Raw genomic sequence first — 21,473 nt, forward strand, 5'->3', positions numbered from 1 at the left:
CGGATTTGAGGCGCATCGGGATGTGAAATGGGGCAATACATTCCACAATCCATAGAATTTTCCACACACTTTTATTGTCTGTTCTACAGTTTTTAATCAGGAACTCTCTCATTTTCCGTGGCTTATATTTTGTTTTTGCAACCATGTCATTTCTTTTCTTAACCCATCTAAATTTTTTTGTTATGGCAAAATATTCAAAAGAATCCCAACACAAAGTGGAGAAAAGTATGCACGAAATGCATGAAGGAAAACTGAAAAGCGGAAGAAGCAAAAAGAAAGTTACGAATCCTAAGCAAGCTATCGCTATAGGCTTGTCCGAAGCCCGCGAAGAAGGAGCGAAGGTGCCTAAAAAAGCAGCGGCAAAAAAATCCACTACCAGGAAATCTACTGCAAAAAAAGCAGCCCCCAAAAAAGCGGCAGCGAAAAAATCTACCGCAAAAAAATCTACTGCAAAAAAAGCAGCGCCTAAAAAAGCAGCAGCGAAAAAATCTACCGGAAGAAAAACAGCTGCTAAAAAAACAACGGCCAGAAAATCTACCGCAAAAAAAGCAGCGCCTAAAAGAAAGTCAGCCGCGCGTAAAAAATCAGCTGCAACCGCATGAGTAAAGGGTTTTCAGGATCGTTTTATCCGTTTAATATATACAAAAAGACCGGTGACTGGATAGCACCGGCCTTTTTTTATGGTATATGGCTTGCAGGATTATGAAGTATGGAAAAACACAGCATTACTGTGATCATTAGAGGTAAACCCTACGGGTTGGTTATTACAATCGACAAGGGCGCTCTGGAAACAGCATTTCAAGTGATTCCTGATGTGAGCGAACATGTGCTCGATGAATTTGAACCCCACGGTACAGCCTTTATTGCTGATCACGAAGATACCCTTGAGGGAAGCATCCGCACGGTAGAAACCGAACAGATTGCCCGTATTATCTGGGAAGATATTCTGGATAAAATGAAATAAGGCTTTGTTGCTTCACTACTACGGTTGTACCTTCGCAGCAAAGCGAGTATGAATTGCTATGATGGTAACCGATAAAACCTATAAGAACGCTAATCGCAGGGAAAGGATCATATTCCTCGTCAAACTGCTGGTATATCTGGGCATTGTTTATTTTAACCTTGAACACCCTGCCGTATATGATAAATTTACATGGCTGTTTAAGCTTACCAATGCACTCTCTTTTTTCCTGGGAGCCAACCTCGTTATCTCCCTGGCCTGGCTGGTCATCCTCTCGTGGTATACCCGCCGACGCAACAGGCAGCGGCCTATCGAAAAAGACAATTTCATTCTCGGCATCAACCGTATTTCCTCCGTATTAAATACTATTTTTCTCCTGCTCGCCATCACCTTCTTTTTTGGCGTAAATCCCCTGAAATTTGTCACGAGCATCACCATCGTGGCAGCAGCCATCGCCCTGATCACGAAAGATTATATCGCCAATATGATCAATGGACTCATCATTATGTTCTCTGATCAGTTGTCGCTCGGCGACCACATACGCATTGGCGATATCAAAGGCAGGGTGATGGATATTACCCTCATCAACCTGGTACTGCAGAACGACGACGATGATATTGTTATTATTCCTAATTCGGTAGTGTTTACGTCGATTGTACTGAATCAGTCCAAACAAAACATCCGTAAACTCACCATCGAGTTTGAACTGGATCATAAGCATCCGTTTACCATCCGCGGACTGGAAGACCGCCTGAAGCAAGCCATCGACGCGTATTCCCGCAGCTATACCCCCGAAAGCTTCTCCTTGAAAACAATGGAGATCAAAAAAGATTTTGTACAGTTTAAAGTACAACTGCTGATGCCGCAAACCAATAAGGAAGTTGAACGCCTCATCAGGCGGGCGCTCAACACAGAAATTATGGCCATCGCAGAAGGTGTGAGCTAAGCCAGTACCATCGCTTCCACAAAGCTTTCCACAAACTGATCTATCTGCGCCCTACTTACATTAGGCATACAGATGATATGCGAACAGCCGCTTTCTGAAGCCAGCTGCCACTTCCGGCGGATGCTTCCGGGAGGATCCGGAAACACCACCGTAATAGCATCGGGGTTGCGCCACGCCGGAATACCGTTTTCGTTGAGGCGTTCCACTGCATAAGCGGCTACTGTTAAACTGTGCCTGGCCCTTTCACGCAAACCTTCCACACCCAGGCTTTTCAGTGCATACCACAGGAACAACGGACTATGGCCGTTTCTTGAACCGGTAATGGTGGTGTCCATACTGCCGATATACGCTACCGACCGGGCAATCCTGTCACGGTTGGATTTTCTCGCAATCACCACCCCGCAGGGAATCGGGGCGCCAATAAATTTGTGGCCGCTGATGGCAATGCTGTCTGCCCCATCCGCAAAATCAAATGCGGGCCTCGGCTCCAGGAAAGCGCTGTAGCTGCTGGACAACGCCCCATCAGCATGAATATAATGATGGCGTATCGCCAGGTTCTTCAGGATATCTTTGATTCGCTTTACATCATCCCGCGCTTCCGTCATGGTAGTACCGATGTTCGCCAGCATAATCACCGGCAGATGCCTGTTCATTCGGATGGTGTTTTCCAGGTCGTCATAATCTATTTCCCCGTTCGGCAATGTGCGGATAATAATCCCCGGCATATTGAGCAGGTGCAGGTTCTTCTGCACACTGTAATGAGTAGCCTCGGAATAATACACCATTCCTTTGGGATATAATTCCCGCGCGAGATACAGGCCATATAAATTGCCCTCAGACCCGCCGTTGGTAACATAGCCCCACCAGTCGTCTTCGGGCGCACGGAAAAGGCCGGCAAAGAAGGAAACCACGTATTTCTCCATCTCCCTGGATCCCACGGCGTAAGTGGCCGGCACAAAAGGATCACCCAGGTTATTTAACGGATATTGTAAAAAGGGCAGGAGTGGACTATAATCAAAATCTTTGGATACAGGATATCCCAGGAAGTCCCTGGTACGCGTTTGTACCTGCGCTAACAGTTCATTCAGCGCTGCAGCATCTGCCGCGGCCAGCCGGTACTCTTTCATAATCGTATTTTACAGGTGTATGATGCTGTAAAAGTACATATTGGTAATCTGATTGAACTGGAATAGAGATTAAATTAGAAAATATATACTACTTTTAAGTCTTTGTAAGATAAATAGCACTGCCTGGCAGCCGCCGGGCATCTTTTAAAAGAAAAATATAACTGCTATGGATACACTGGATAAAACAGACCGGAAAATACTGGAAGCCCTCCAGGCCGATGCGCGCCTGAACACCAAAGAAATTGCACATCGTATAGGGCTCTCCGTTACCCCCACCTACGAACGGCTGAAGAAAATAGAAAAAAGCGGGGTGATCAAAAGCTATGTAACCCTGCTGCATGGAGATAAAGCGGGCAAAACGCTCGCAGCATATTGCAATGTATCATTACAGCTGCATTCACAACCGCTGATAAAGAAATTTGAAACCGCTATTGCAAAAATGGAAGAGGTAATGGAATGTTATCATGTAGCGGGCACCTACGATTACCTGCTAAAGGTAGTGGTAAACGATATGCGCAGCTATCAGTATTTTCTGACCAATAAACTGGCGGCCATTGAAAACATCGGGCAGGTGCACAGCTCTTTTGTGATGACGGAAATCAAGCACACCACAGCTTTCCGGCTGGCATAGTTAGCGCCTTAGCACACTTACCCCGCCCAGCGGATGATCCTGCACCACTACCGTATAGGCCAGGGGGTTAGTTTCCGGTTCTTCGGACAAAGGAATGGTAAACGAGAAACTGCTGCCGTTGCCGGGCATACTGTTAAACCAGATCTGCCCCTGGTTACGTTCTACAAAGTCTTTGGAAAGATGCAGCCCCAGCCCGCAGCCTTTTTCATTCTGCGTGCCGCTGGTAGAGTAGTAGATATTGGAGAAAATGCGGTGCTGGTTTTCCACGGGAATACCGGTACCATTGTCTTTCACCGTAATTTCCGCCTGTTCGCCGTTATGTGTGGCGGTAATCATTACTTCACCACCGGAAGGAGTGAACTTAATGGCGTTATTGATCAGGTTACGCATTACCAGCCTGATCATATCTGGGTCGGCGTATACCATAATGCTCTTATTCAGTTCATGCGACAGCTTCACTTCTTTCTGCCGGGCGAGGGTTTGCAACAGCTCAAATTCGCGGTTTAATAATAAGGTGACGTCAAAGTCGTCGGCTTTTACACCAATGCCTTTCATCTGGTTGCTGGCCCATTGCAGCATATTGTCCATCATATAGGCCGTATTTTTTACGTCCCTCCATAATTCGTCGGTATAAATGCGGAACTGGGCCGCATCAATTTTTTCATCTTTCAGCAAAAAGAGTAATCCCTCCAGGATGGCCAGCGGTGAACGGAGGTCGTGCGAAATGACCGAAAATATTTTATCCTTTACCTGGTTAAGATTTTCCAGGGTAGCATTTTGCTCCAGGATAATGCGATTTTGCATGGATACTTCCCGGTTCTTGTTATTCAGTTCCAGATACAGTTCCTGTTGCCTCTTATAAAGCCGGTATACCATTACTGTAATCAGCAACAACGCGAGGAAAAGCGCCCCGGCCGACAGTACCAGCACCCGCTGTTGCTGTATGGTAGCGAGGTGCATGTGTTGTTCTTTCTTCAATAAAATATTTTCGCGTTGCTTCTTTTCAGATTCATATTTTTCCTGTGAACGGGATATCAGCCGGCCTTTTTCAGCATTGAAAAAGTCGATGTTCCGGTTGCTGTATTCCTTGTAACTCGCAAAGGCAGCGGCATAATCATTCCGGGCAGAATCCAGCTCATAGCGGATCTTGTAATAGATCATCTCGTTTTTCACATTGCCCAGGGTATCATTTAATAACTTTGCTTTTTCCAGGTTTTTGGCAGCGCCTTTCAGATCGCCCTGCATGGTTTGTATCTCAGCGAGGTTCAGGCTCGACTTCACCACGCCGGGCAAATTGCCGGCCTCCTGGTAGTAGGTATTGGAGAGCTGGTGATAGCGCAACGCATCGTTGTACCGGTGCTGAAGCATGGCAACAATACCCATATTCTCATAGGTATAGGCCAGGCCGCGCTGATCGTGCAGTTCGAGCTTTATTTTCTCGGCCTTCTCCAGGAACAGCATAGCCGAATCTGGTATTTTCAGGGAGATATAAGCAGAGCCGATATTATTCAGGGTCTTGGCGATCTCCGTTTTTTCGTTTCTTTTTAGCTTTATAGCCAGGGCCTTTTTCAGGTAAATGAGTGCGTCCCTGGGCGTATTCAGTTCTGTGAAAATATTCCCCACATCATTATTGAGTACCCCGAGTGTGTAAGAGTCGCCGAGGACTTCTGCCAGTTTCAGGGCGTTGAGGGTCAGCTGCATCTGCTGATCCAGGTGTCCTTTGGTATTTTCCACGAGGGCAAGGTTGCGCCATGCCCATATTTTTCCTTTGGTATAATGAAGACTGTCGCTCAACCGGAGCGCTTCGGCGCCATACTTCGCAGCAGAAGGGGCATTTATAGTAAAATAAGTCCTGGCTACCTGGTTCAGCAGGTTTACACGGGCGGTATCGTTTTGTGAATGGGAATGTAGTACTGCCAGCAGGCTGTCGTGGATAAGCTGTTGCGCTGTTACCGCAGGCGACAGCAAAATCAGACATAATGGGATTAAAACGCTCTTCTTCAAAGGACTGGCCGGCAGCATATTTAATATTGTTGGCAGTGACAGAGTGGAGCGATTCGGGGGCGGTCCACTTTAATATAGGTTAAAATTAAAGATAATGTGCCACGATTCAAAGTAAGTTGGGAAAAAAGTGAGGAATGAGAGCATGAATTTAGTGTTATGCCCGCCATAAATCAATTAGGTTGTATCTTTCCGGAAAGATTAATAGCCATGAAACCGCTCATTACCATAGAATACTGTCCGAAATGCGGCTGGTTACTCCGGGCCGCCTATATGGCCCAGGAACTGCTGACTACCTTCACAGACGAACTGGGAGGCGTTACCCTCCGCCCCAGCGAAACAGGGGGTTCCTATATTATCTGGCTTGGCGAAGAAAAGATCTTCGATCGCAAGGAGAGCGGGCATTTCCCTGAAATAAAATTCCTCAAACAACTGGTAAGGGACCACGTGAACCCTGAAAAGAGCCTCGGGCACTCGGACCGACCGTAGGGCACGCCTTCGGCGTGGAAATTGTCTTGGCTCAGGATTACGCTGATTTTACTGATTTTAAGGATTTGATCATAATGTGATTTTAAGATTAGGGGAGATATATGCGGATCTATTCGCTTATATCTCCCCTAATCAGTATAAACGAAATCAAAATAAAAATCAAAAAAACAAAATCCGAAAATCAGTAAAATCAGTGTAATCCTGAGCCAAGACAATTTCCACGCCGAAGGCGTGCACTCCGCTAAAATCTTTACATTTGCAGCCTATGCGTAAAAACCTCCATATCACGGCTTTATCACTTTTATTAGCAATAGGCGCAAAGGCACAGCAGGATAGCACTACCACAACCCCTTCTTCACGGGAAGGGCTATACGATAGCGTATGGATACGTAAACGGAGCTTCTTTCCGTTGCCGGTACTCGGCTACTCCCAGGAAAAAGGGCTGGAAATCGGCGCCGCCATGTTGTATTCGTTTTATACCGATAATAAGAATCCGGACAGGGCTACCCGTAACTCCACGCTCAACCTGATCCCCGCGATCACCACGGAAAGCCAGTATAAGATAGACCTGAAAGCAAATATCTGGACGCGCAGCAATACCTGGCATTTCAAAAGCAATCTCCGGTATCATAACTACCCGCTTTATTTCTTCGGTATCGGCGATACTACCCATTACGATAACCGGTCGCTGGTAAACAACAGCCGCTATAAAGTACAGGCGGAAGGGGAACGCCGCATCAGCGGACACTTTTATGCAGGCGCCTCCATATTATACCAGCACGATACCTACAGCAGCGGCGATAGTAAAGGCATTTATACCACCATGCCGCTCACCGATAAAGAAGGAGGATATGTTACCTTTCTCGGACTCACGGGTATCTTCGATAACCGCGATAATGAAAACTTTGCCCGACGCGGTTCATGGCTGAAACTCAACCTGGCATACGCACCTTCTTTTTTAAGTAAACACCCGCTTTTTAAAATCGAAGCACAAGGATCACATTTCCTGTCCATCTCCCGCAAAAGCACACTGGGCTTTAATGGCATCTTCAACAGTTTGCAGGGGAATGAACTGCCCTTTTACCTGCTGCCGGAAATGGGGAACGACCTCATCATGCGCGGCTATTACACCGGCAGATACCGCAACCAGAACTACCTGGCCGGACAAGCAGAATACCGCTATCTCGTTGATCCTAAAATGCGCATCCATATCTGGTTTGTGGATATCAAACCAAAATTTGCACTGGCAGCATTTGCCGGCACCGGCACCGTGTTCGCCAACCGTGATTTCCGTTTCGGCGGATTTAAACCAAGCTATGGCGCAGGGATCCGTTACTTCTACGACGAAAATGCAAGACTCACTATTCGTATAGACTATGCCGTTGGAGAGAAACGCAGTGGCGAATCCAGGCAAAAAGGATTGTATCTGTCTCTGGCGGAAGCATTCTAATGCAGTGCAATGGTGATGGTTATGTGGTAATAATTTGTTAACTTTCAATAGATTAAATACCATACTCCAAAACCATTGCATATGAAAAATCTATTCCTGCTAGGAGCAGTTGCCGTGCTTTTGATTGTTACCCACAGCACCCAGGCCCAGGACAATTCCAGCACCCAATCTTCTTCACATTCCAAATTTTATCTTAAAGTTACCGGCGGATATTTTTTCAGCGTATCGCCGGGGCAGTTTCCCAATGTTGGCCCATATCCTCCGCAGGATCTGCACACAGCGTTTAACCCGGCTTCCGGCATGGATACGATTAGCCGGAAGGTGCTCACCGGTTCTTACGGAGAAGGTTTCAGGGGAGGACTTTCTGTTGGCTATAATATCAATAAATATTTTGCGGTAGAAGGAACTTTTAATTATTTTCACAGCAAGAAAAACCTGATGACCCGTCAGCGGGCTACCCTGGCCGGTTCTGGCAGGGAACTAGGACATGTGGAGTCGCATGGACATGTGAACGCAATAGATTTTGCACCCAGCCTGGTGGTAAGCCCGGGCTTCGAAAAAGTAAACCCCTATGTGCGCTTTGGCGTAATCGTTCCGTTATGGGGCCGCCTCTATATTGAAACGGATGCTACCCAGGTGTCAAGCCCCGCCGGTATTCCTACAGGCACACAGGTAGTTACCAATATCAGCAGGAAAGAAGAAATCAAACCTAATCCTACCGTCGGTTTCCAGGGAGCATTTGGTGTATCATTTACAGTGTCACCCCGCTTTGATGTTTTCGTGGAAACGGAATACAAGAATGTGCCGGTACGCAGTAAAGAGAAAGAAATCACTGCGTACAATGAAACCAATACCCTCATCAATGGTTCCACCGGCGCGGTGATACAATCCCTGCCAGGTCGTACTATTAATGATTTGTCGGTAGCGGAAAAGAATACGAAATACGTAACTACGCTGGATCAGGGCTCCAATACACCGGTAAACCAGCAGGGTACCAAAGTGATTTATAAAGATGATAATAAACCGGGCAACGACCTGAAATCCTATATCAATATCGGGGGACTGGGATTGAATGTAGGATTGAAATTTAATCTGTGATCATAAATAACATAAAAATGGGAGGCCATTTAACCTCCCATTTTTTTATGCACTTGCCTGGTCGAGTAACGCTACTGCTGCCGAATCCAGCTGCAGCTGCACGCCATTCATCAGCTCATGCAATTGTTCTTTACTGGTAGCACTGGCAATAGGCGCCGCCACTGCAGGGCGTGTAAGCAGCCATGCCAGCGCCACGCCGGCTGGTGTGGAGTGATATTGCGCTGCTACCTGGTCCAATGCCGCCAGGATACGAAGCCCCCTTTCGTTAAGATAGCTCAACGCTTTCTGACCACGGGCGGCGCTTTTGCCGGTGTCGGCGGCCGTCCGGTATTTGCCCGTCAGGAAGCCACTCGCCAGCGAATAATAATTGATTACGCTGAGATGCTGTTCTTCACAGATCTTTGCATACTGCTGCTCATATTTTTTGCGGTCGTACAGGTTGTATTCCGGTTGGAATGTTTCGTACCGCGGCCAGCCGTTTTGCTTACTGGCTTCCAGGCTTTCCAGCAGGCGGGCGGCACTCATATTGGAAGTGCCGATAGCCCTTACCTTACCGGCTTTTATCAACGTATCATAAGCGGCCAGCGCTTCTTCCACAGGAGTGGCTTCGTTATCGAAATGTGTTTGGTAGAGGTCTATGTAGTCTGTTTGCAGGCGCTTCAGGGAAGCCTCGGCAGCTTTGAGGATATAGCCCTTGGTCACATTTTTGCCTTCACCCATATCACCGCCGGCTTTGGTGGCCACTACTACTTTGTCGCGGTTACCACGGTCGCGCATCCACTTACCAATTATAGTTTCAGATTCACCTCCCGAATTGCCCGGTACCCAGCGCGAGTATACGTCCGCCGTATCTATAAGGTTAAACCCATTTGCCGTAAACTCGTCCAGTAGTGAAAAAGAAGTGGACTCATTGGCCGACCAGCCGAATACATTGCCGCCAAAGGCCAGTGGGGCTACTAATAGCCCGGATTGTCCCAGTTTCCGTTTTTCCATAATAATTTTTTTATTGATACCTATCACGGGTACATCCCGTACGTAATTTAATTACTTTTGTCTTTCACCGACTAATTTTTATGCCAGAACAGATGCCTGCTATTTCACGTGAAGATTTTAACTGGTTAACACAAACCTATGGAAAGGAGAGTGGCTACTCGCACATAGATACCAAAGAAAGTGTGGTGCATGAAATATTTGTAGATAAGGTACTTATCGGTACCGCCTTCCTGAACTGTGCTTCCTATGAACTTTCTTTTGATACGCCGGAACTGCACATCAGGAAAAACAGGCTCGATAATTATAAGTTGCACGATAAAGCAGTACTCATCCCCGATGAGATGAATGAGGAAGATGAAGAGGAGCTATTGCTCCGCTGGTCTGATCTCATGCACGAACTAAAGATGCTCGAAAACCTGCACGGTCTTTCCAATGCCCGCGAACCGCTGGCACAGCTGTACCTGGATATCTTTAATGAAGATGATGCGGAAGAGCAGATCAGCCATTTGCCGGACATCGTGCTGCCAAATGCCACGGCCATATGGGAAGAATTATATGCTGCACTATCTGCCACCGGCAACGTGGTGGAATTTGAATGGCAGCAATTTGCAGAAAGCGGTATCCCTGCGCTGAATGGACTAAAACCATTGCAACAGGCCGGTATTACGCTGAAAGCACCGGACGCAGATGATTTTGAAGCTATCATCGGCGCAGAAGATTTTGCCAAAGGCGTGCTGGATTTTGTAAATGACCAGCTGGATGAACACGAATTGAAAATAGTGGCAGCCGGTACCAGCCTGGATGAATATCAATCCTTCACCTGTCTCAATATGCAGGACTTCCGCCTCGCCAATGCCCTGCTGAAAATGGAGGAACTCTGCCTGATCTGTTTTTTTTAGGACATTAAAATCCGGTTAAAAAAATACAAAGGCGCTGCCCAGGCAGGTACTTTTAAATACCTTAGTACATTCATTACAGTATACCACATGAAATTATTCCGGCATTTATTTTTTGTATTGATTGCGGTGATGTTCCTGCCACAGGTGCAGGGGCAGGCCGGGAAAATACAGGTAAAAGGCACGGATAATATTCACCTGACCACCGGTGTCGCCTTTAAAGCGGCCGGGAAAACGCCGCGGTTCCGCACTACGGTTAACAGGTTCAAACGCCGCCCTGTTGGTATCAACGACAGCTACGGCCACGAAAAGGTTTGCCCCCTTTTATTGTCAGCGGTTACTACCCGGTTTATTTATGTAGACAAAACCCTCAAAGGATATTATTTCAATCCTTACCTAAGCGTACCCACACCGCTAAGAAGCTGGAGAGGCCCACCTGCCGCCTGATAACCCGCTTATCATTTTATTTATTTCATTTTCTTTTTTAGCGATTTATGAACTTACATATGATCGCGAAGAAGTGGTGTTGGTGGTTGCTATGTATTTCCCCCTTCACTTCTTTGTTCGCACAATCTGCAGCGGATAGCTTTTCGCTGCAGCGGGCCATTGCGCTTACACTTGCGCATTACCCCGCTATAAAGGCCAAACAGGCCCAGGTAAACGCCGGACAGGCAAGCCTTACAGATATTAAACACAATTGGTACCCGGCCATAAAACTGCACGACCAGGTAGATGCCGGCACAGATAACAGCATATACGGATCTTACTTCACCATGGGAATGATTCCCTCTACTTCCGGTGGTATCCGCCCGGAAAATAACAGTGCCTTAATGAGCGGCAATATCGCAATGGCCGCTATGCAGTGGGAGATCTATAACTTTGGCGCTTACGGCAGTGAACAGAAAGAAGCGGCACAATCACTTAAAGTGCAGCAAACAGATCTGAACAATACGGCCAACCAGCTCACGGTATCCGTTATTCAAAATTACCTGGAACTGCTCCGGCTGTATGCCTTGCAGCAAATAGCATCAGACAATATCCGGCGTAATGAAGAAGTACTGAAGGCCGTAACGGCCACCGTGCTGCATGGCCTCAAACCCGGGGTCGACAGCGCCATAGCCGCCGCAGAATTGTCGAAAGCAAGACTCACCCTGCTTGATATAAAAAACAATTATAACCAGGTCCGCATTCAGCTCAGTGTTTTCACCGGCCTTGATACGGCGCTGATATTGCCCGATACCATTAATAATAAACGCCTGCGGGTGTTGCTGGGCAGTGAAGCGCCGGACAGCCTGGCAGCCCATCCCATGCTGGCCTATTATCATGCGGTATACGAACAACAACGCGCCGCTGCCGAAGTAATCCGCAAAGCAAGGATGCCCAAAGTAAACCTGATGGCAGCAGGATGGATGCGTGGCTCCAGCGGATCATTCAATGATGTATATGATAAAAACCTGTGGAGTGGCCTCGGGTACAGCAGGTACAACTATTTATTCGGATTGGGTATCACATATAATCTTACAGACCTGAAACGCACACACGAAAAAGTAGCTGTGCAGCAATACCGCTCGGTAGTAGCCGCGCAACAACTGGCTACTACCCGCACCACGCTCAGTGGGTTACTGCAACAGGCGCAGTCGGATATTCAAACTTCGCGCGAGAAGCTACAGGAACTGCCTTTGCAACTGGCAGCTGCACGGGCTGCAGCCTGGCAAAAAATGGCGTTGTATAAAGGTGGCCTCACCAATATTATTGATGTCACCACTGCTTTATTTGTTTTGAACCGCGCGGAAACAGACCTGGTACAAACGCAGGATGCAGCCTGGAAAGCACTGTTCCGTGCTGCTTATGCCGGCAATACTATTTCACAACTTTTACCTGATCTGAATTAAACGCTATTCATTATGTCATTTGTATCTTCGGCACTGAAGAAGCCCATCGCGGTGGTGGTAATCACCGGCGGACTACTGCTTTTTTCGTTGCTGTCCATCTTCAATATACCCATCGATATATTCCCGAAACAGAACCTGCCAACTATCTACGTGATAGAGCCATACGGAGGAATGTCGCCGCAGCAAATGGAAGGGTTCTTTGCCACCCGCCTGCAGGATCAGTTCCTGTATGTAAACGGCGTAAAAAGTATTTCTACCAAAAACATACAGGGGTTAACGTTATTAAAGCTCACCTTTTATGAAAGCACAGATATGGCGGAAGCTTCTGCCCAGGTGGCGTTACAGGTGAACCGCGCCATGAAGTTTTTTCCGCCGGGAGCCTTGCCGCCGCAGGTCATGCGTTTCGATGCATCGTCGCTGCCGGTGGGAGAGCTGGTATTCAGCAGCCCTAAAAAGTCGCTGAAGGAAATTTATGACCTGGCCGCTACCCGTATCCGGCCTATGTTTGCATCTGTACCCGGACTGTCGGCGCCACCGCCCTTTGGCGCCAACTCCCGGTCGGTGGTCATAAATGTTGATCCGCAAAAGCTGCGCAGCTTTAACCTCAGCGCCGATGAAGTAGTGGAAGCTATTGCGAAAAATAATGTGATGACGCCCTCAGGGAACATCCGTATCAACAATACCATGTTTGTGACCACCATCAATTCCCTCGAAAAAGAGGTGGCGGACTTTGGTGATATTCCCATTGTTACCAATGGCAACAACAACGTGTTCGTACGCGACATAGCCCGTGTAGCCGATGCTACGGATGTAACCGTGGATTATGCATTGGTCAATGGCAAACGCTCGGTGTATATCCCTGTAGTAAAAACAGCCGATGCCTCCACCTGGGACGTAGTGAAAACACTGAAATCCAAAATCCCGGAAATGCAAAGCCTGCTGCCGGATGATGTAAAGGTATCGTACGAATTTGACCAATCGGTGTTCGTGATCAATGCCGTGAAAAGCCTGATCACAGAAGGCGCGCTGGGCGCATTGCTCACCGGGCTGATGGTACTGTTGTTCCTGCGCGACCTGCGTAGTTGTCTGGTGGTAGTGGTTACCATCCCGGTAGCAGTGCTCTGCGCTGTAATGGGATTGAAGCTGGCAGGGCAAACCATCAACATCATGACGCTGAGCGGCCTTGCACTGGCCATCGGTATTCTGGTGGACCAGGCCACAGTGACCATCGAAAATATCCACCAGCACCTGGAAATGGGGAAGTCCAAACGACAGGCAATTTATGATGCATGCGAAGAAATTGCATTCCCGCTGTTGCTCATCCTGCTCTGCATCCTGGCAGTATTTGCGCCTTCATTTATTATGACCGGGGTGCCACGCGCCATGTTTCTGCCACTGTCGCTGTCTATCGGCTTTGCTATGGTGGCTTCCTACTTCGCAGCGCAAACATTGGTACCGGTTATCGCCAACTGGTGGCTGAAAGCAGATAAATACCAGCACCATGCCCATGCCGGCCTGGCGCTGGATGCGGAAGAAATAAACGAAGTAAACGATCATCTGCAGCAGGCGGTGCAGCATCCGGGAAAAGCAACCGGCTTCGAACGCTTTAAACAAGGCTTTATGCAGGTCCTGGAAAGCGGTATGAATAAATCCCGTATAGTCGTAACCGTTTATATCATTGGTTCCCTGCTATTGGCTGGTGGTTGCTACGTATGGATAGGGAAGGACCTCATGCCTCACATTAACGCCGGGCAATTTCAGCTTCGTTTACGCATGCCCGATGGTACCCGCCTGGAGCGCACGGAAAGCGCACTGCATGAAGTGCTGGCGGTAGTGGACAGTACCGTGGATGGGCATGTTGCCATCAGCTCCGCTTACGTGGGGTTAATTCCCAGCAGCTATGGTACCAGTAACCTCTATATTTTTAACAGCGGTACCCATGAAGCGGTATTACAGGTGAACCTGGAGGAGAATTATAAAGTAAATATCGAGACACTGAAAGACCTGCTCCGGCAGAACATCACGGCGAAAATACCGGAGATACGGTTGTCCTTTGAGCCGATAGATCTCACGGAAAAAATTATGAGCCAGGGAGCCGCTACGCCGATAGAAGTAAGGGTGGCGGGGAAGGATATGAAACAGATTTCCGCGTATGCACAACAACTGGTAGATAAACTGCGCGACATTCCTTTCCTGCGGGATGTACAAATTGCGCAGCCACTGCATTTCCCGGTGATCAGCATTCACATCGATCGCCTTAAACTGGCACAGATGGGTTTGAACATTTACCAGGTGGCGCGTTCTGTTACAGCATCCACGTCCTCCAGCCGCTTTACGGAAAAAAATCAATGGCTCGATGAAAAGGTGGCATATACCTACCAGGTACAGGTGCAGGTGCCGGAGTACAACATGACGGCCTTAAACGACCTGAAAGAGATCCCGCTGGTGAAAGGCCAGCCCAGACCAGTATTGGCAGATGTAGCCACTTTTACCCAAACGGAGATGCCAGGGGAATATGACCGCTCCGGTCCGCGTAGATTCGTTACCGTTAGCGCCAATATTTCGGGCAAAGATCTCGGCGCTGCCACAGCCGCCGTGCAACAGGCCATTCAGGAAACCGGCACACCGCCAAAGGGACTGATCACAGAATTGAAAGGCGCATCGAGCCTCCTGGTAGAAACGTTGAACAGCCTGCAAAACGGGCTGATGATAGCAGTAGCAGTTATCTTCCTGTTGCTGGCGGCCAATTATCAATCGTTTAAATTATCACTGGTGGTACTCACTACCATCCCGGCAGTAATCGCCGGCGCGCTGATCGCCTTGTTGCTCACGGGCGCTACACTCAACCTGCAATCTTATATGGGCATGATCATGTCCACTGGCGTATCGGTAGCCAATGCCATCCTGATCGTTACCAACGCGGAAAAGCTCCGGGTGGAATACAGAGATGCGCGGAAAGCAGCCATCGTGAGCGCTGGTATAAGGCTGCGACCAATCCTGATGACCAGCCTGGCCATGATTGCAGGGATGATCCCAATGGCCAGTGGTCTTGGGGAAGCAGGAGATCAGACAGCACCGCTGGGACGCGCCGTAATCGGCGGATTGATAGCCTCCACACTTGCCGCCCTGCTCATATTACCGCAGGTATATGCGCTGATGCAGCGTAAAACAGGTTATCAGTCGCCCTCCCTAATGCCTGACAATGCCAATGTTTAAAATAAAATCTAAAATAATGAAGTACTATAAATATTATCTGTTCACGGTAAGTATAATCATTGCCCTGGCGGCCTGTAATTCAGCCGCTATGACTGATAAAAAGAAAACAAATAAAGAAGAACGTCATTATACGCTGGCAACAGTAGTACAGCGACCACTGGCTGGTAGTATCCGCCTGCCGGGCGCGTTAGCCGCCTTCCAGAAGGTTAGCATTTATCCCAGGATCAATGGTTTTGTGAAAAGCATTTCGGTAGACCGCGGCTCCAAAGTGAAAAAAGGACAGGTACTCCTGGTGCTGGAAGCGCCGGAAGTAACCCAGCATTATTATGCTGCACAGTCCAAATACCTGCAGGCAGCGGCCATGTTCGCCTCCAGTAAGGATAACTACGAACGCACCGTAGCCACCAGCGAAGAACCGGGCACCATTTCCCCCCACGACCTGGAGCTGGCAAAAGCCCGCATGCTGGCCGACAGCGCATTGATGAACAGTGAGCAGGCCAATTTCCGCGCACAGGAAGTAAACCGCGGATATTTAACTGTTACCGCGCCCTTCGATGGCGTGATCACGGAACGTAACATTCATCCCGGCGCCCTGGTGGGACCGGACACCAAAGTGGATGATAAGCCCATGCTGATGCTGGAGCAAGAAGACAAGTTAAGGCTGATGCTTCAGGTCCCTGAAATATACAGCGCCCAGTTATCAGAGCAGTCTGCGATCACATTTGAAGTGAATGCCATTCCCGGTGAACATTTCCAGGGTACCATCGCCAGGCAGGCGGGTACACTGAATGATAAATACCGCTCTGAAGCTGTAGAAATAGATGTACAGAACGCGAAACGGCTACTCAAAGCAGGAATGTATACAGAGGTAATGCTGCCGCTGAAAGGTTCGGCTCAGGCGCTGTTAGTGCCAGCCAGCGCGATTGTTATGTCTACGGAAAGGAAGTATGTAGTCGCCGTAAGAAATCACTATACAAAATGGGTTGATATAGAAGAAGGTAATCATCATAACGACTCCACGGAGGTGTTCGGCCATCTGCAGGCAGATGACCGGGTGATCGCACCGGCAACAGATGAAATTAAAGAAGGTATCATGATCCCGTAAGCATAGTTCCGGCGTTTTTTTTGTAACCATACCTTAAAACCATGACTTATGACGATCAAAAAAAGCACTTCAGAAAAGCGTGAGCTGAAAGAAACAAAGCGTAAGAATGAAACACTGGCTCCGGCCAAGGGCGGCGCCAAAAAGGAAAGGAACGACGACCGGAATAACGTATTGGAAGGATATGATGAAGACGAATACGATCAGAAAGATATCGCAGACAGCAAACGCAAAAAGAAAAACCAGGACTAAAAAAAAGTGCCGTCCCGAGGAGTCGGGACGGCTTTTCTGCTAACTGTTCCGTCTATATTGATTTTCTTATGTTCTTATTAAAAAAAGAGAACAAATAACATCCACCTAGTAATCAATAACGGATTTACCTGTTGTTCAACTAAAAAAACTTTATAAAGTGGCAATGAGATTCCCTCACGTATTTTTACGCGAAATGTTTTCGATAGGTTAAAATGTTTTTGGATTTTATGTTTGGATGCGTAATGACAATCATAGCGGGTTACGCTATGCGGATGATGGCTGCTATCTTCTTAAATATTCTTTCCCTTTTGTGTTATCCTGAAAACTCCTTTAGTGCGCATCTGAAATAATAACACGAAACGATTTAAAATTGTTCTGGGAAAACCGTTTTTAAAAATTAAAAAGTTCGCGGATGCCAAGAGCAAACATCTGAACCCCGATAACTGCGAGAATAAGTCCCATCATTTTTGTGATCACCATCATTACATTGGTGCCGATTATTTTTACAATGCGTTCACCTGCAATAAAGAGCAGATAGGTAATATAACATATAAATGCATAAATGGCTATCACAATAGCAAGATGTGTAAGGTCTTTAGCCGCGGAATAACTCATGGAAGTGGTAATAGCGCCGGGGCCCGCCAGCAGCGGCATTGCCAGTGGGGTAATGGCTACGCTGATCCCCTGGTCGGCCTTCACGGGTTGAGCGCCGAGTTTGGGATTTTCATTTTTATTCTCCTTTTCTCCGCGTACCATTTCATAGCCGATCACGAATACAAGGATACCGCCGGTAACCCGCAGCGCGGCCAGTGTAATACCAAAAACATGAAAAATGAGTTTACCCGCCACACTGAAAACAAGAATAATACAGAAGGCAATGATCACCGATTTGGTGGCAATGTTTCGCTTCGCTTTTTTATCCATATTGGATGTCAGCTCCATGAAAACAGGGATGGCTGAAACAGGATTTACAATTGCCAGTAATCCCATGAATACGGTGGTTGCAAAAGCAAGATAATTATCAAATAATGCCATCATATCAGCAATATAATAAATTTTATTTACCGGCAAACATCGCTGCTAGGAACGTAAACGGGGCAATTGCCAGTTATGACGCAGGCTTATCAGCCGGATGGTCACTATAACGGTAACGGCTATACCCTGCGCAATATCTCCGGAAACGCCGGTAAAGTGCCCGGCAACCAGGTACAGGATGCCACCGGCAATAGATGCCGCAGCATATATTTCACGGGTAAAAAGAATGGGCTGCTCCCCGGTGATAACATCGCGCAGCAATCCGCCGAAAGTACCGGTAATAACGCCCAGCGCCACACATATGGGCATGGGAAGCCCCGCCGCTAGTCCCTTGTTGATACCGGTAATAGTAAACAACCCGAGACCGATAGCATCAAACGTGCTGAGTAAACGGGTGAGTTTTTTTACATAGGAAAAAAATAATGCGGCAATAATAGCGGCGGCAATAATGGCCGTGTTGGTGAGTTCGTCCGTCATCCAGGCTACCGGCGTGGCGCCTGTCAGCAGGTCGCGGATAGTACCACCGCCAATAGCGGTGATAAAGGCCAGCGCCAATAGTCCGATAACATCATACGATTTATTAATAGCTGCTGTGGCTCCCGAAACAGCAAACGCAAAAGTGCCCAGTAATTCCAATACCTGGATGAAGGTAAGCTGCATTCTCCTTGTCTGATTTACGAACTAAGGTAAGGATACTTTATATGATTACGACAGGAGAACAACAACCAACTCAATAATCATCCTCATAGGCAGATTCACCACGGAGCGTACGCTCTATCTGGCTGCGGAGACCATGACTGAATCCTTCCACTTCAATTTTAGGATGATGATCCAGGTAGATCATAAAGCGCCCTGTTTCCTTCGTAACAAGGTCATAAATATCTTCCAGTAAAGCGCAAAGCAATCTCCGGGTATTTTCAGCAATCTGCGCAAGAGAGGAATCTTCAAAATGCCGGTATTCACGGTTTTTATAAGATAAGGTAATCTGTATCATAACTGACGGTTTTTCTGCAGGAATTAGGATTACCGGTTAAAATATGGCTAACCGGCTGGTTTTCATTATCTAATTATTAAATCTGACATAAAAATAGGCAAAAAGAAATTGTTTTTTTAATACTAAAGGGTGATTTTTTATCAAGTGAGCGCTACCGTCCCTATATTGTTCATTTTTTTTCTATTATAATTTGGCTACCATTGCAAATTATTCTTACATAATGAAGAAACTTACGCTACTCATTGTTTTTATCGCGCTGTATTATTTACCAGCACAGGCGCAGCCCGGAAAGGGCATCCGGTGGAGCCTCGACGGCAAATCCTATTTTAAAGCCACCCCTGCCGGGATCGAATCTTACCCGTTGTCCGGTGAACCATCTTCCCTGAAAGTCTCTGCAGCCAGCTATCACAGCCTTGCCATAAAGGATTTTTATTTTTCAGGAGATGAAAAAAAAGTACTGTTTTACACCAATTCGAAAAAAGTATGGCGCTATGAAACCCGCGGTGACTACTGGTTACTGGACATTGCCAGCGGAAAACTCCTGCAGCTCGGGAAAGATAAACCGGCTTCTTCTCTTATGTTCGCCAAATTATCACCAGACGGCACGAAAGCCGCGTACGTAAGCGGGCATAACATTTTCGTGGAAGACCTCGCCACAGGCGTCATTACTCCCATTACCACGGACGGTACCCGCCGTTTTATCAACGGTACATTTGATTGGGCCTATGAAGAAGAATTCGGCTGCCGCGACGGCTTCCGCTGGAGCCCGGATAGCAAGCGCATCGCCTACTGGCAGATTGATGCCACAAAGATCCGCGACTTCCTCATGATGGATAACACCGATTCCATATATTCTTTCACTGTGCCGGTGGAATACCCGAAAGCAGGAGAGAGCCCCTCTGCCTGCCGCATCGGCGTTGCAGATATACAAACTGCTAAAACAACCTGGATGCAGGTTCCGGGCGATCAGCAACAACATTATATTCCCCGCATGGAATGGGTGCCCGGTAAAAATACCCTCATCATCCAGCAGCTGAACCGCAAACAAAACGAAAGCAAAATAATGCTCTGCGATGCCGCCAATGGAAAGGTACGCCCTGTTTACCAGGAAAAGGACAGCGCCTGGATCGATGTAAAGTCGCGCTGGGACGATGACAACATCGCCGGATGGGACTTTATCCGCAACAGCAAATCCTTTATCTGGGTGAGTGAACAGGACGGCTGGCGCCATCTCTACAATATTTCTACGGAAGATGGTAAAGCCACTTTACTCACACCCGGTAACTATGATGTGATCAGCATCGCCAAAATTGATGAAGCCAGTAACACCATTTATTTCCTCGCCTCACCGGATAATCCCACGCAGCAGTACCTTTACAAGGTGCCGTTAAACGGAGGCAAGGCAGAGCGCATCACACCCGCGAATGAACCCGGCTCCCACGAATATAAAATTTCACCTTACGGAAACTGGGCCATCCACGATTTCAGTAACGCATATACTTATCCTGTTAGTGAAAACCTGCAACTGCCGGCGCACAAAAGCAAGGACAATACCGTACTGAATGCTATTACCAAAGGCGCTGCAGCACCCAATAAACCGGAGTTTTTCAGCATCACCACTGTTGACGGCGTTACCATGAGCGGCTGGATGAGTAAACCCGCCAATTTTGATCCCTCCAAAAAATATCCCGTCGTATTTTATGTATACGGTGAACCCGCCGGCGCTACCTCGCTCGATGCCATTGGCGCAGGCCGCAACTTCCTCTACGACGGCGATATGGCCGCCGACGGATATGTATACATATCAATGGATAACAGGGGCACCCCGTTGCCCAAAGGCCGTAATTGGCGTAAATGCGTGTACCGCAAAGTAGGATTGATCAATGCACGCGACCAGGCCATGGGCGCCAAAGCATTGTTGCAGAAATATACTTTTCTTGATCCGCAACGCACCGCTGTATGGGGCTGGAGCGGCGGCGGCTCTATGACGCTGAACCTCCTGTTCCAGTATCCGGAGATCTATAAAACGGGGATCGCCATTGCTGCGGTAGGCAACCAGCTTACTTATGATAACATTTACCAGGAACGCTATATGGGTCTGCCGGAAGAAAACCGGGAAGATTTTGTAAAAGGTTCGCCTATCACTTATGCAAAAAACCTCCAGGGCAATCTGCTTTATATCCATGGCACCGGCGACGATAATGTACATTATCAGAACGCGGAAATGCTGCTGAATGAACTGATCAGGTATAATAAGCAGTTCCAGTTTATGGCTTATCCTAACCGCACGCATAGTATCTCTGAGGGACAAGGCACTTTTGAACACCTTTCTACTTTATATACTAATTATTTGCGTTCGCATTGTGAACCGGGCGCAAAATAAGTACCTT

20 protein-coding genes are annotated in these 21,473 nt (G+C 47.7%); 14 read left to right on the forward strand and 6 right to left on the reverse strand.

Features of this window, described 5'->3' with window-relative positions; genetic code table 11:
* Window positions 1–143 precede the first annotated feature (143 nt).
* The 3 genes from AB6805_RS31600 (at window position 144) to AB6805_RS31610 (ending at window position 1,907) form a co-directional block, all read left to right on the forward strand.
* Window positions 144–602 (forward strand): DUF6496 domain-containing protein, encoded by a 459-nt coding sequence (locus AB6805_RS31600; RefSeq protein WP_370913422.1) that lies wholly within the window; start codon window positions 144–146, stop codon window positions 600–602.
* Window positions 603–709: 107 nt separating this feature from the next.
* A complete protein-coding gene (locus AB6805_RS31605; RefSeq protein ID WP_370913423.1) occupies window positions 710–964 on the forward strand; it encodes a hypothetical protein in 255 nt (84 codons plus the stop codon).
* Window positions 965–1,022: 58 nt separating this feature from the next.
* A complete protein-coding gene (locus AB6805_RS31610) occupies window positions 1,023–1,907 on the forward strand; it encodes a mechanosensitive ion channel family protein (protein ID WP_370913424.1) in 885 nt (294 codons plus the stop codon).
* Here the strand turns inward: AB6805_RS31610 and AB6805_RS31615 are convergent.
* Window positions 1,904–3,034 carry a histidine decarboxylase gene (locus tag AB6805_RS31615; RefSeq protein ID WP_370913425.1) on the reverse strand — a complete coding sequence of 377 codons (1,131 nt, stop codon included), beginning with the start codon at window positions 3,032–3,034 and terminating at the stop codon, window positions 1,904–1,906. The two genes, AB6805_RS31610 and AB6805_RS31615, sit on opposite strands and share 4 nt — an antisense overlap.
* Before the next feature lie 166 nt (window positions 3,035–3,200).
* Between AB6805_RS31615 and AB6805_RS31620 the strand changes: the two genes are divergently transcribed.
* Window positions 3,201–3,665, forward strand: coding sequence for an Lrp/AsnC family transcriptional regulator (locus tag AB6805_RS31620; RefSeq protein WP_370913426.1), 465 nt, complete (start codon window positions 3,201–3,203; stop codon window positions 3,663–3,665).
* Here the strand turns inward: AB6805_RS31620 and AB6805_RS31625 are convergent, their stop codons facing one another.
* Window positions 3,666–5,633, reverse strand: a complete 1,968-nt coding sequence (locus tag AB6805_RS31625) for an ATP-binding protein (RefSeq protein ID WP_370913427.1) — start codon at window positions 5,631–5,633, stop codon at window positions 3,666–3,668.
* A gap of 192 nt (window positions 5,634–5,825) precedes the next feature.
* Here AB6805_RS31625 and AB6805_RS31630 point away from each other — a divergent pair, with 192 nt between their 5' ends.
* The 3 genes from AB6805_RS31630 to AB6805_RS31640 all read left to right on the forward strand — a co-directional run bounded on the left by AB6805_RS31630 (window position 5,826) and on the right by AB6805_RS31640 (window position 8,703).
* Window positions 5,826–6,155, forward strand: a complete 330-nt coding sequence (locus AB6805_RS31630) for a SelT/SelW/SelH family protein (RefSeq protein ID WP_370913428.1) — start codon at window positions 5,826–5,828, stop codon at window positions 6,153–6,155.
* A 265-nt stretch (window positions 6,156–6,420) separates the two neighbouring features.
* Entirely contained in the window at window positions 6,421–7,605 is a 1,185-nt protein-coding gene (locus AB6805_RS31635; RefSeq protein WP_370913429.1) for a hypothetical protein, read from the forward strand.
* A gap of 81 nt (window positions 7,606–7,686) precedes the next feature.
* Window positions 7,687–8,703, forward strand: coding sequence for an outer membrane beta-barrel protein (locus AB6805_RS31640; protein WP_370913430.1), 1,017 nt, complete (start codon window positions 7,687–7,689; stop codon window positions 8,701–8,703).
* Window positions 8,704–8,748: 45 nt separating this feature from the next.
* Here AB6805_RS31640 and AB6805_RS31645 read toward each other — a convergent pair whose 3' ends face one another.
* Window positions 8,749–9,696 carry an aldo/keto reductase gene (locus AB6805_RS31645; RefSeq protein ID WP_370913431.1) on the reverse strand — a complete coding sequence of 316 codons (948 nt, stop codon included), beginning with the start codon at window positions 9,694–9,696 and terminating at the stop codon, window positions 8,749–8,751.
* 80 nt (window positions 9,697–9,776) lie between these two features.
* Between AB6805_RS31645 and AB6805_RS31650 the strand changes: the two genes are divergently transcribed.
* The 6 genes from AB6805_RS31650 to AB6805_RS31675 all read left to right on the forward strand — a co-directional run bounded on the left by AB6805_RS31650 (window position 9,777) and on the right by AB6805_RS31675 (window position 17,054).
* A complete protein-coding gene (locus AB6805_RS31650; RefSeq protein WP_370913432.1) occupies window positions 9,777–10,595 on the forward strand; it encodes a hypothetical protein in 819 nt (272 codons plus the stop codon).
* Window positions 10,596–10,682: 87 nt separating this feature from the next.
* Window positions 10,683–11,039 (forward strand): hypothetical protein, encoded by a 357-nt coding sequence (locus AB6805_RS31655; protein ID WP_370913433.1) that lies wholly within the window; start codon window positions 10,683–10,685, stop codon window positions 11,037–11,039.
* Between the two features lie 47 nt (window positions 11,040–11,086).
* Window positions 11,087–12,484, forward strand: a complete 1,398-nt coding sequence (locus AB6805_RS31660) for a TolC family protein (protein ID WP_370913434.1) — start codon at window positions 11,087–11,089, stop codon at window positions 12,482–12,484.
* 12 nt (window positions 12,485–12,496) lie between these two features.
* A complete protein-coding gene (locus AB6805_RS31665; protein ID WP_370913435.1) occupies window positions 12,497–15,700 on the forward strand; it encodes an efflux RND transporter permease subunit in 3,204 nt (1,067 codons plus the stop codon).
* Between the two features lie 16 nt (window positions 15,701–15,716).
* On the forward strand, window positions 15,717–16,805 hold the full coding sequence (locus tag AB6805_RS31670) for an efflux RND transporter periplasmic adaptor subunit (RefSeq protein ID WP_370913436.1): 1,089 nt from the start codon (window positions 15,717–15,719) through the stop codon (window positions 16,803–16,805).
* Between the two features lie 48 nt (window positions 16,806–16,853).
* Window positions 16,854–17,054, forward strand: a complete 201-nt coding sequence (locus AB6805_RS31675) for a hypothetical protein (RefSeq protein ID WP_370913437.1) — start codon at window positions 16,854–16,856, stop codon at window positions 17,052–17,054.
* A gap of 390 nt (window positions 17,055–17,444) precedes the next feature.
* On the opposite strand, the gene AB6805_RS31680 is transcribed toward AB6805_RS31675, so the two are convergent.
* From AB6805_RS31680 to AB6805_RS31690, 3 genes are all read right to left on the reverse strand, one after another.
* Window positions 17,445–18,092 carry a MarC family protein gene (locus AB6805_RS31680; protein ID WP_370913438.1) on the reverse strand — a complete coding sequence of 216 codons (648 nt, stop codon included), beginning with the start codon at window positions 18,090–18,092 and terminating at the stop codon, window positions 17,445–17,447.
* A gap of 42 nt (window positions 18,093–18,134) precedes the next feature.
* Window positions 18,135–18,749, reverse strand: coding sequence for a trimeric intracellular cation channel family protein (locus AB6805_RS31685; RefSeq protein WP_370913439.1), 615 nt, complete (start codon window positions 18,747–18,749; stop codon window positions 18,135–18,137).
* Window positions 18,750–18,819: 70 nt separating this feature from the next.
* Window positions 18,820–19,083 carry a hypothetical protein gene (locus AB6805_RS31690; protein WP_370913440.1) on the reverse strand — a complete coding sequence of 88 codons (264 nt, stop codon included), beginning with the start codon at window positions 19,081–19,083 and terminating at the stop codon, window positions 18,820–18,822.
* 220 nt (window positions 19,084–19,303) lie between these two features.
* Here AB6805_RS31690 and AB6805_RS31695 point away from each other — a divergent pair, with 220 nt between their 5' ends.
* Window positions 19,304–21,466 carry a S9 family peptidase gene (locus AB6805_RS31695; protein WP_370913441.1) on the forward strand — a complete coding sequence of 721 codons (2,163 nt, stop codon included), beginning with the start codon at window positions 19,304–19,306 and terminating at the stop codon, window positions 21,464–21,466.
* Window positions 21,467–21,473 lie beyond the last annotated feature (7 nt).

Source organism: Chitinophaga sp. RCC_12, assembly GCF_041360695.1.
Lineage (GTDB): Bacteria > Bacteroidota > Bacteroidia > Chitinophagales > Chitinophagaceae > Chitinophaga.

Coding starts and splice junctions, on each gene's coding strand:
- AB6805_RS31600 (WP_370913422.1), top strand. CDS start 144: ATGTCATTTCTTTTCTTAACCCATCTAAATTTTTTTGTTATGGCAAAA.
- AB6805_RS31605 (WP_370913423.1), top strand. CDS start 710: ATGGAAAAACACAGCATTACTGTGATCATTAGAGGTAAACCCTACGGG.
- AB6805_RS31610 (WP_370913424.1), top strand. CDS start 1,023: ATGATGGTAACCGATAAAACCTATAAGAACGCTAATCGCAGGGAAAGG.
- AB6805_RS31615 (WP_370913425.1), bottom strand. CDS start 3,034: ATGAAAGAGTACCGGCTGGCCGCGGCAGATGCTGCAGCGCTGAATGAA.
- AB6805_RS31620 (WP_370913426.1), top strand. CDS start 3,201: ATGGATACACTGGATAAAACAGACCGGAAAATACTGGAAGCCCTCCAG.
- AB6805_RS31630 (WP_370913428.1), top strand. CDS start 5,826: ATGCCCGCCATAAATCAATTAGGTTGTATCTTTCCGGAAAGATTAATA.
- AB6805_RS31635 (WP_370913429.1), top strand. CDS start 6,421: ATGCGTAAAAACCTCCATATCACGGCTTTATCACTTTTATTAGCAATA.
- AB6805_RS31640 (WP_370913430.1), top strand. CDS start 7,687: ATGAAAAATCTATTCCTGCTAGGAGCAGTTGCCGTGCTTTTGATTGTT.
- AB6805_RS31645 (WP_370913431.1), bottom strand. CDS start 9,696: ATGGAAAAACGGAAACTGGGACAATCCGGGCTATTAGTAGCCCCACTG.
- AB6805_RS31650 (WP_370913432.1), top strand. CDS start 9,777: ATGCCAGAACAGATGCCTGCTATTTCACGTGAAGATTTTAACTGGTTA.
- AB6805_RS31655 (WP_370913433.1), top strand. CDS start 10,683: ATGAAATTATTCCGGCATTTATTTTTTGTATTGATTGCGGTGATGTTC.
- AB6805_RS31660 (WP_370913434.1), top strand. CDS start 11,087: ATGAACTTACATATGATCGCGAAGAAGTGGTGTTGGTGGTTGCTATGT.
- AB6805_RS31665 (WP_370913435.1), top strand. CDS start 12,497: ATGTCATTTGTATCTTCGGCACTGAAGAAGCCCATCGCGGTGGTGGTA.
- AB6805_RS31670 (WP_370913436.1), top strand. CDS start 15,717: ATGAAGTACTATAAATATTATCTGTTCACGGTAAGTATAATCATTGCC.
- AB6805_RS31675 (WP_370913437.1), top strand. CDS start 16,854: ATGACGATCAAAAAAAGCACTTCAGAAAAGCGTGAGCTGAAAGAAACA.
- AB6805_RS31680 (WP_370913438.1), bottom strand. CDS start 18,092: ATGATGGCATTATTTGATAATTATCTTGCTTTTGCAACCACCGTATTC.
- AB6805_RS31685 (WP_370913439.1), bottom strand. CDS start 18,749: ATGCAGCTTACCTTCATCCAGGTATTGGAATTACTGGGCACTTTTGCG.
- AB6805_RS31690 (WP_370913440.1), bottom strand. CDS start 19,083: ATGATACAGATTACCTTATCTTATAAAAACCGTGAATACCGGCATTTT.
- AB6805_RS31695 (WP_370913441.1), top strand. CDS start 19,304: ATGAAGAAACTTACGCTACTCATTGTTTTTATCGCGCTGTATTATTTA.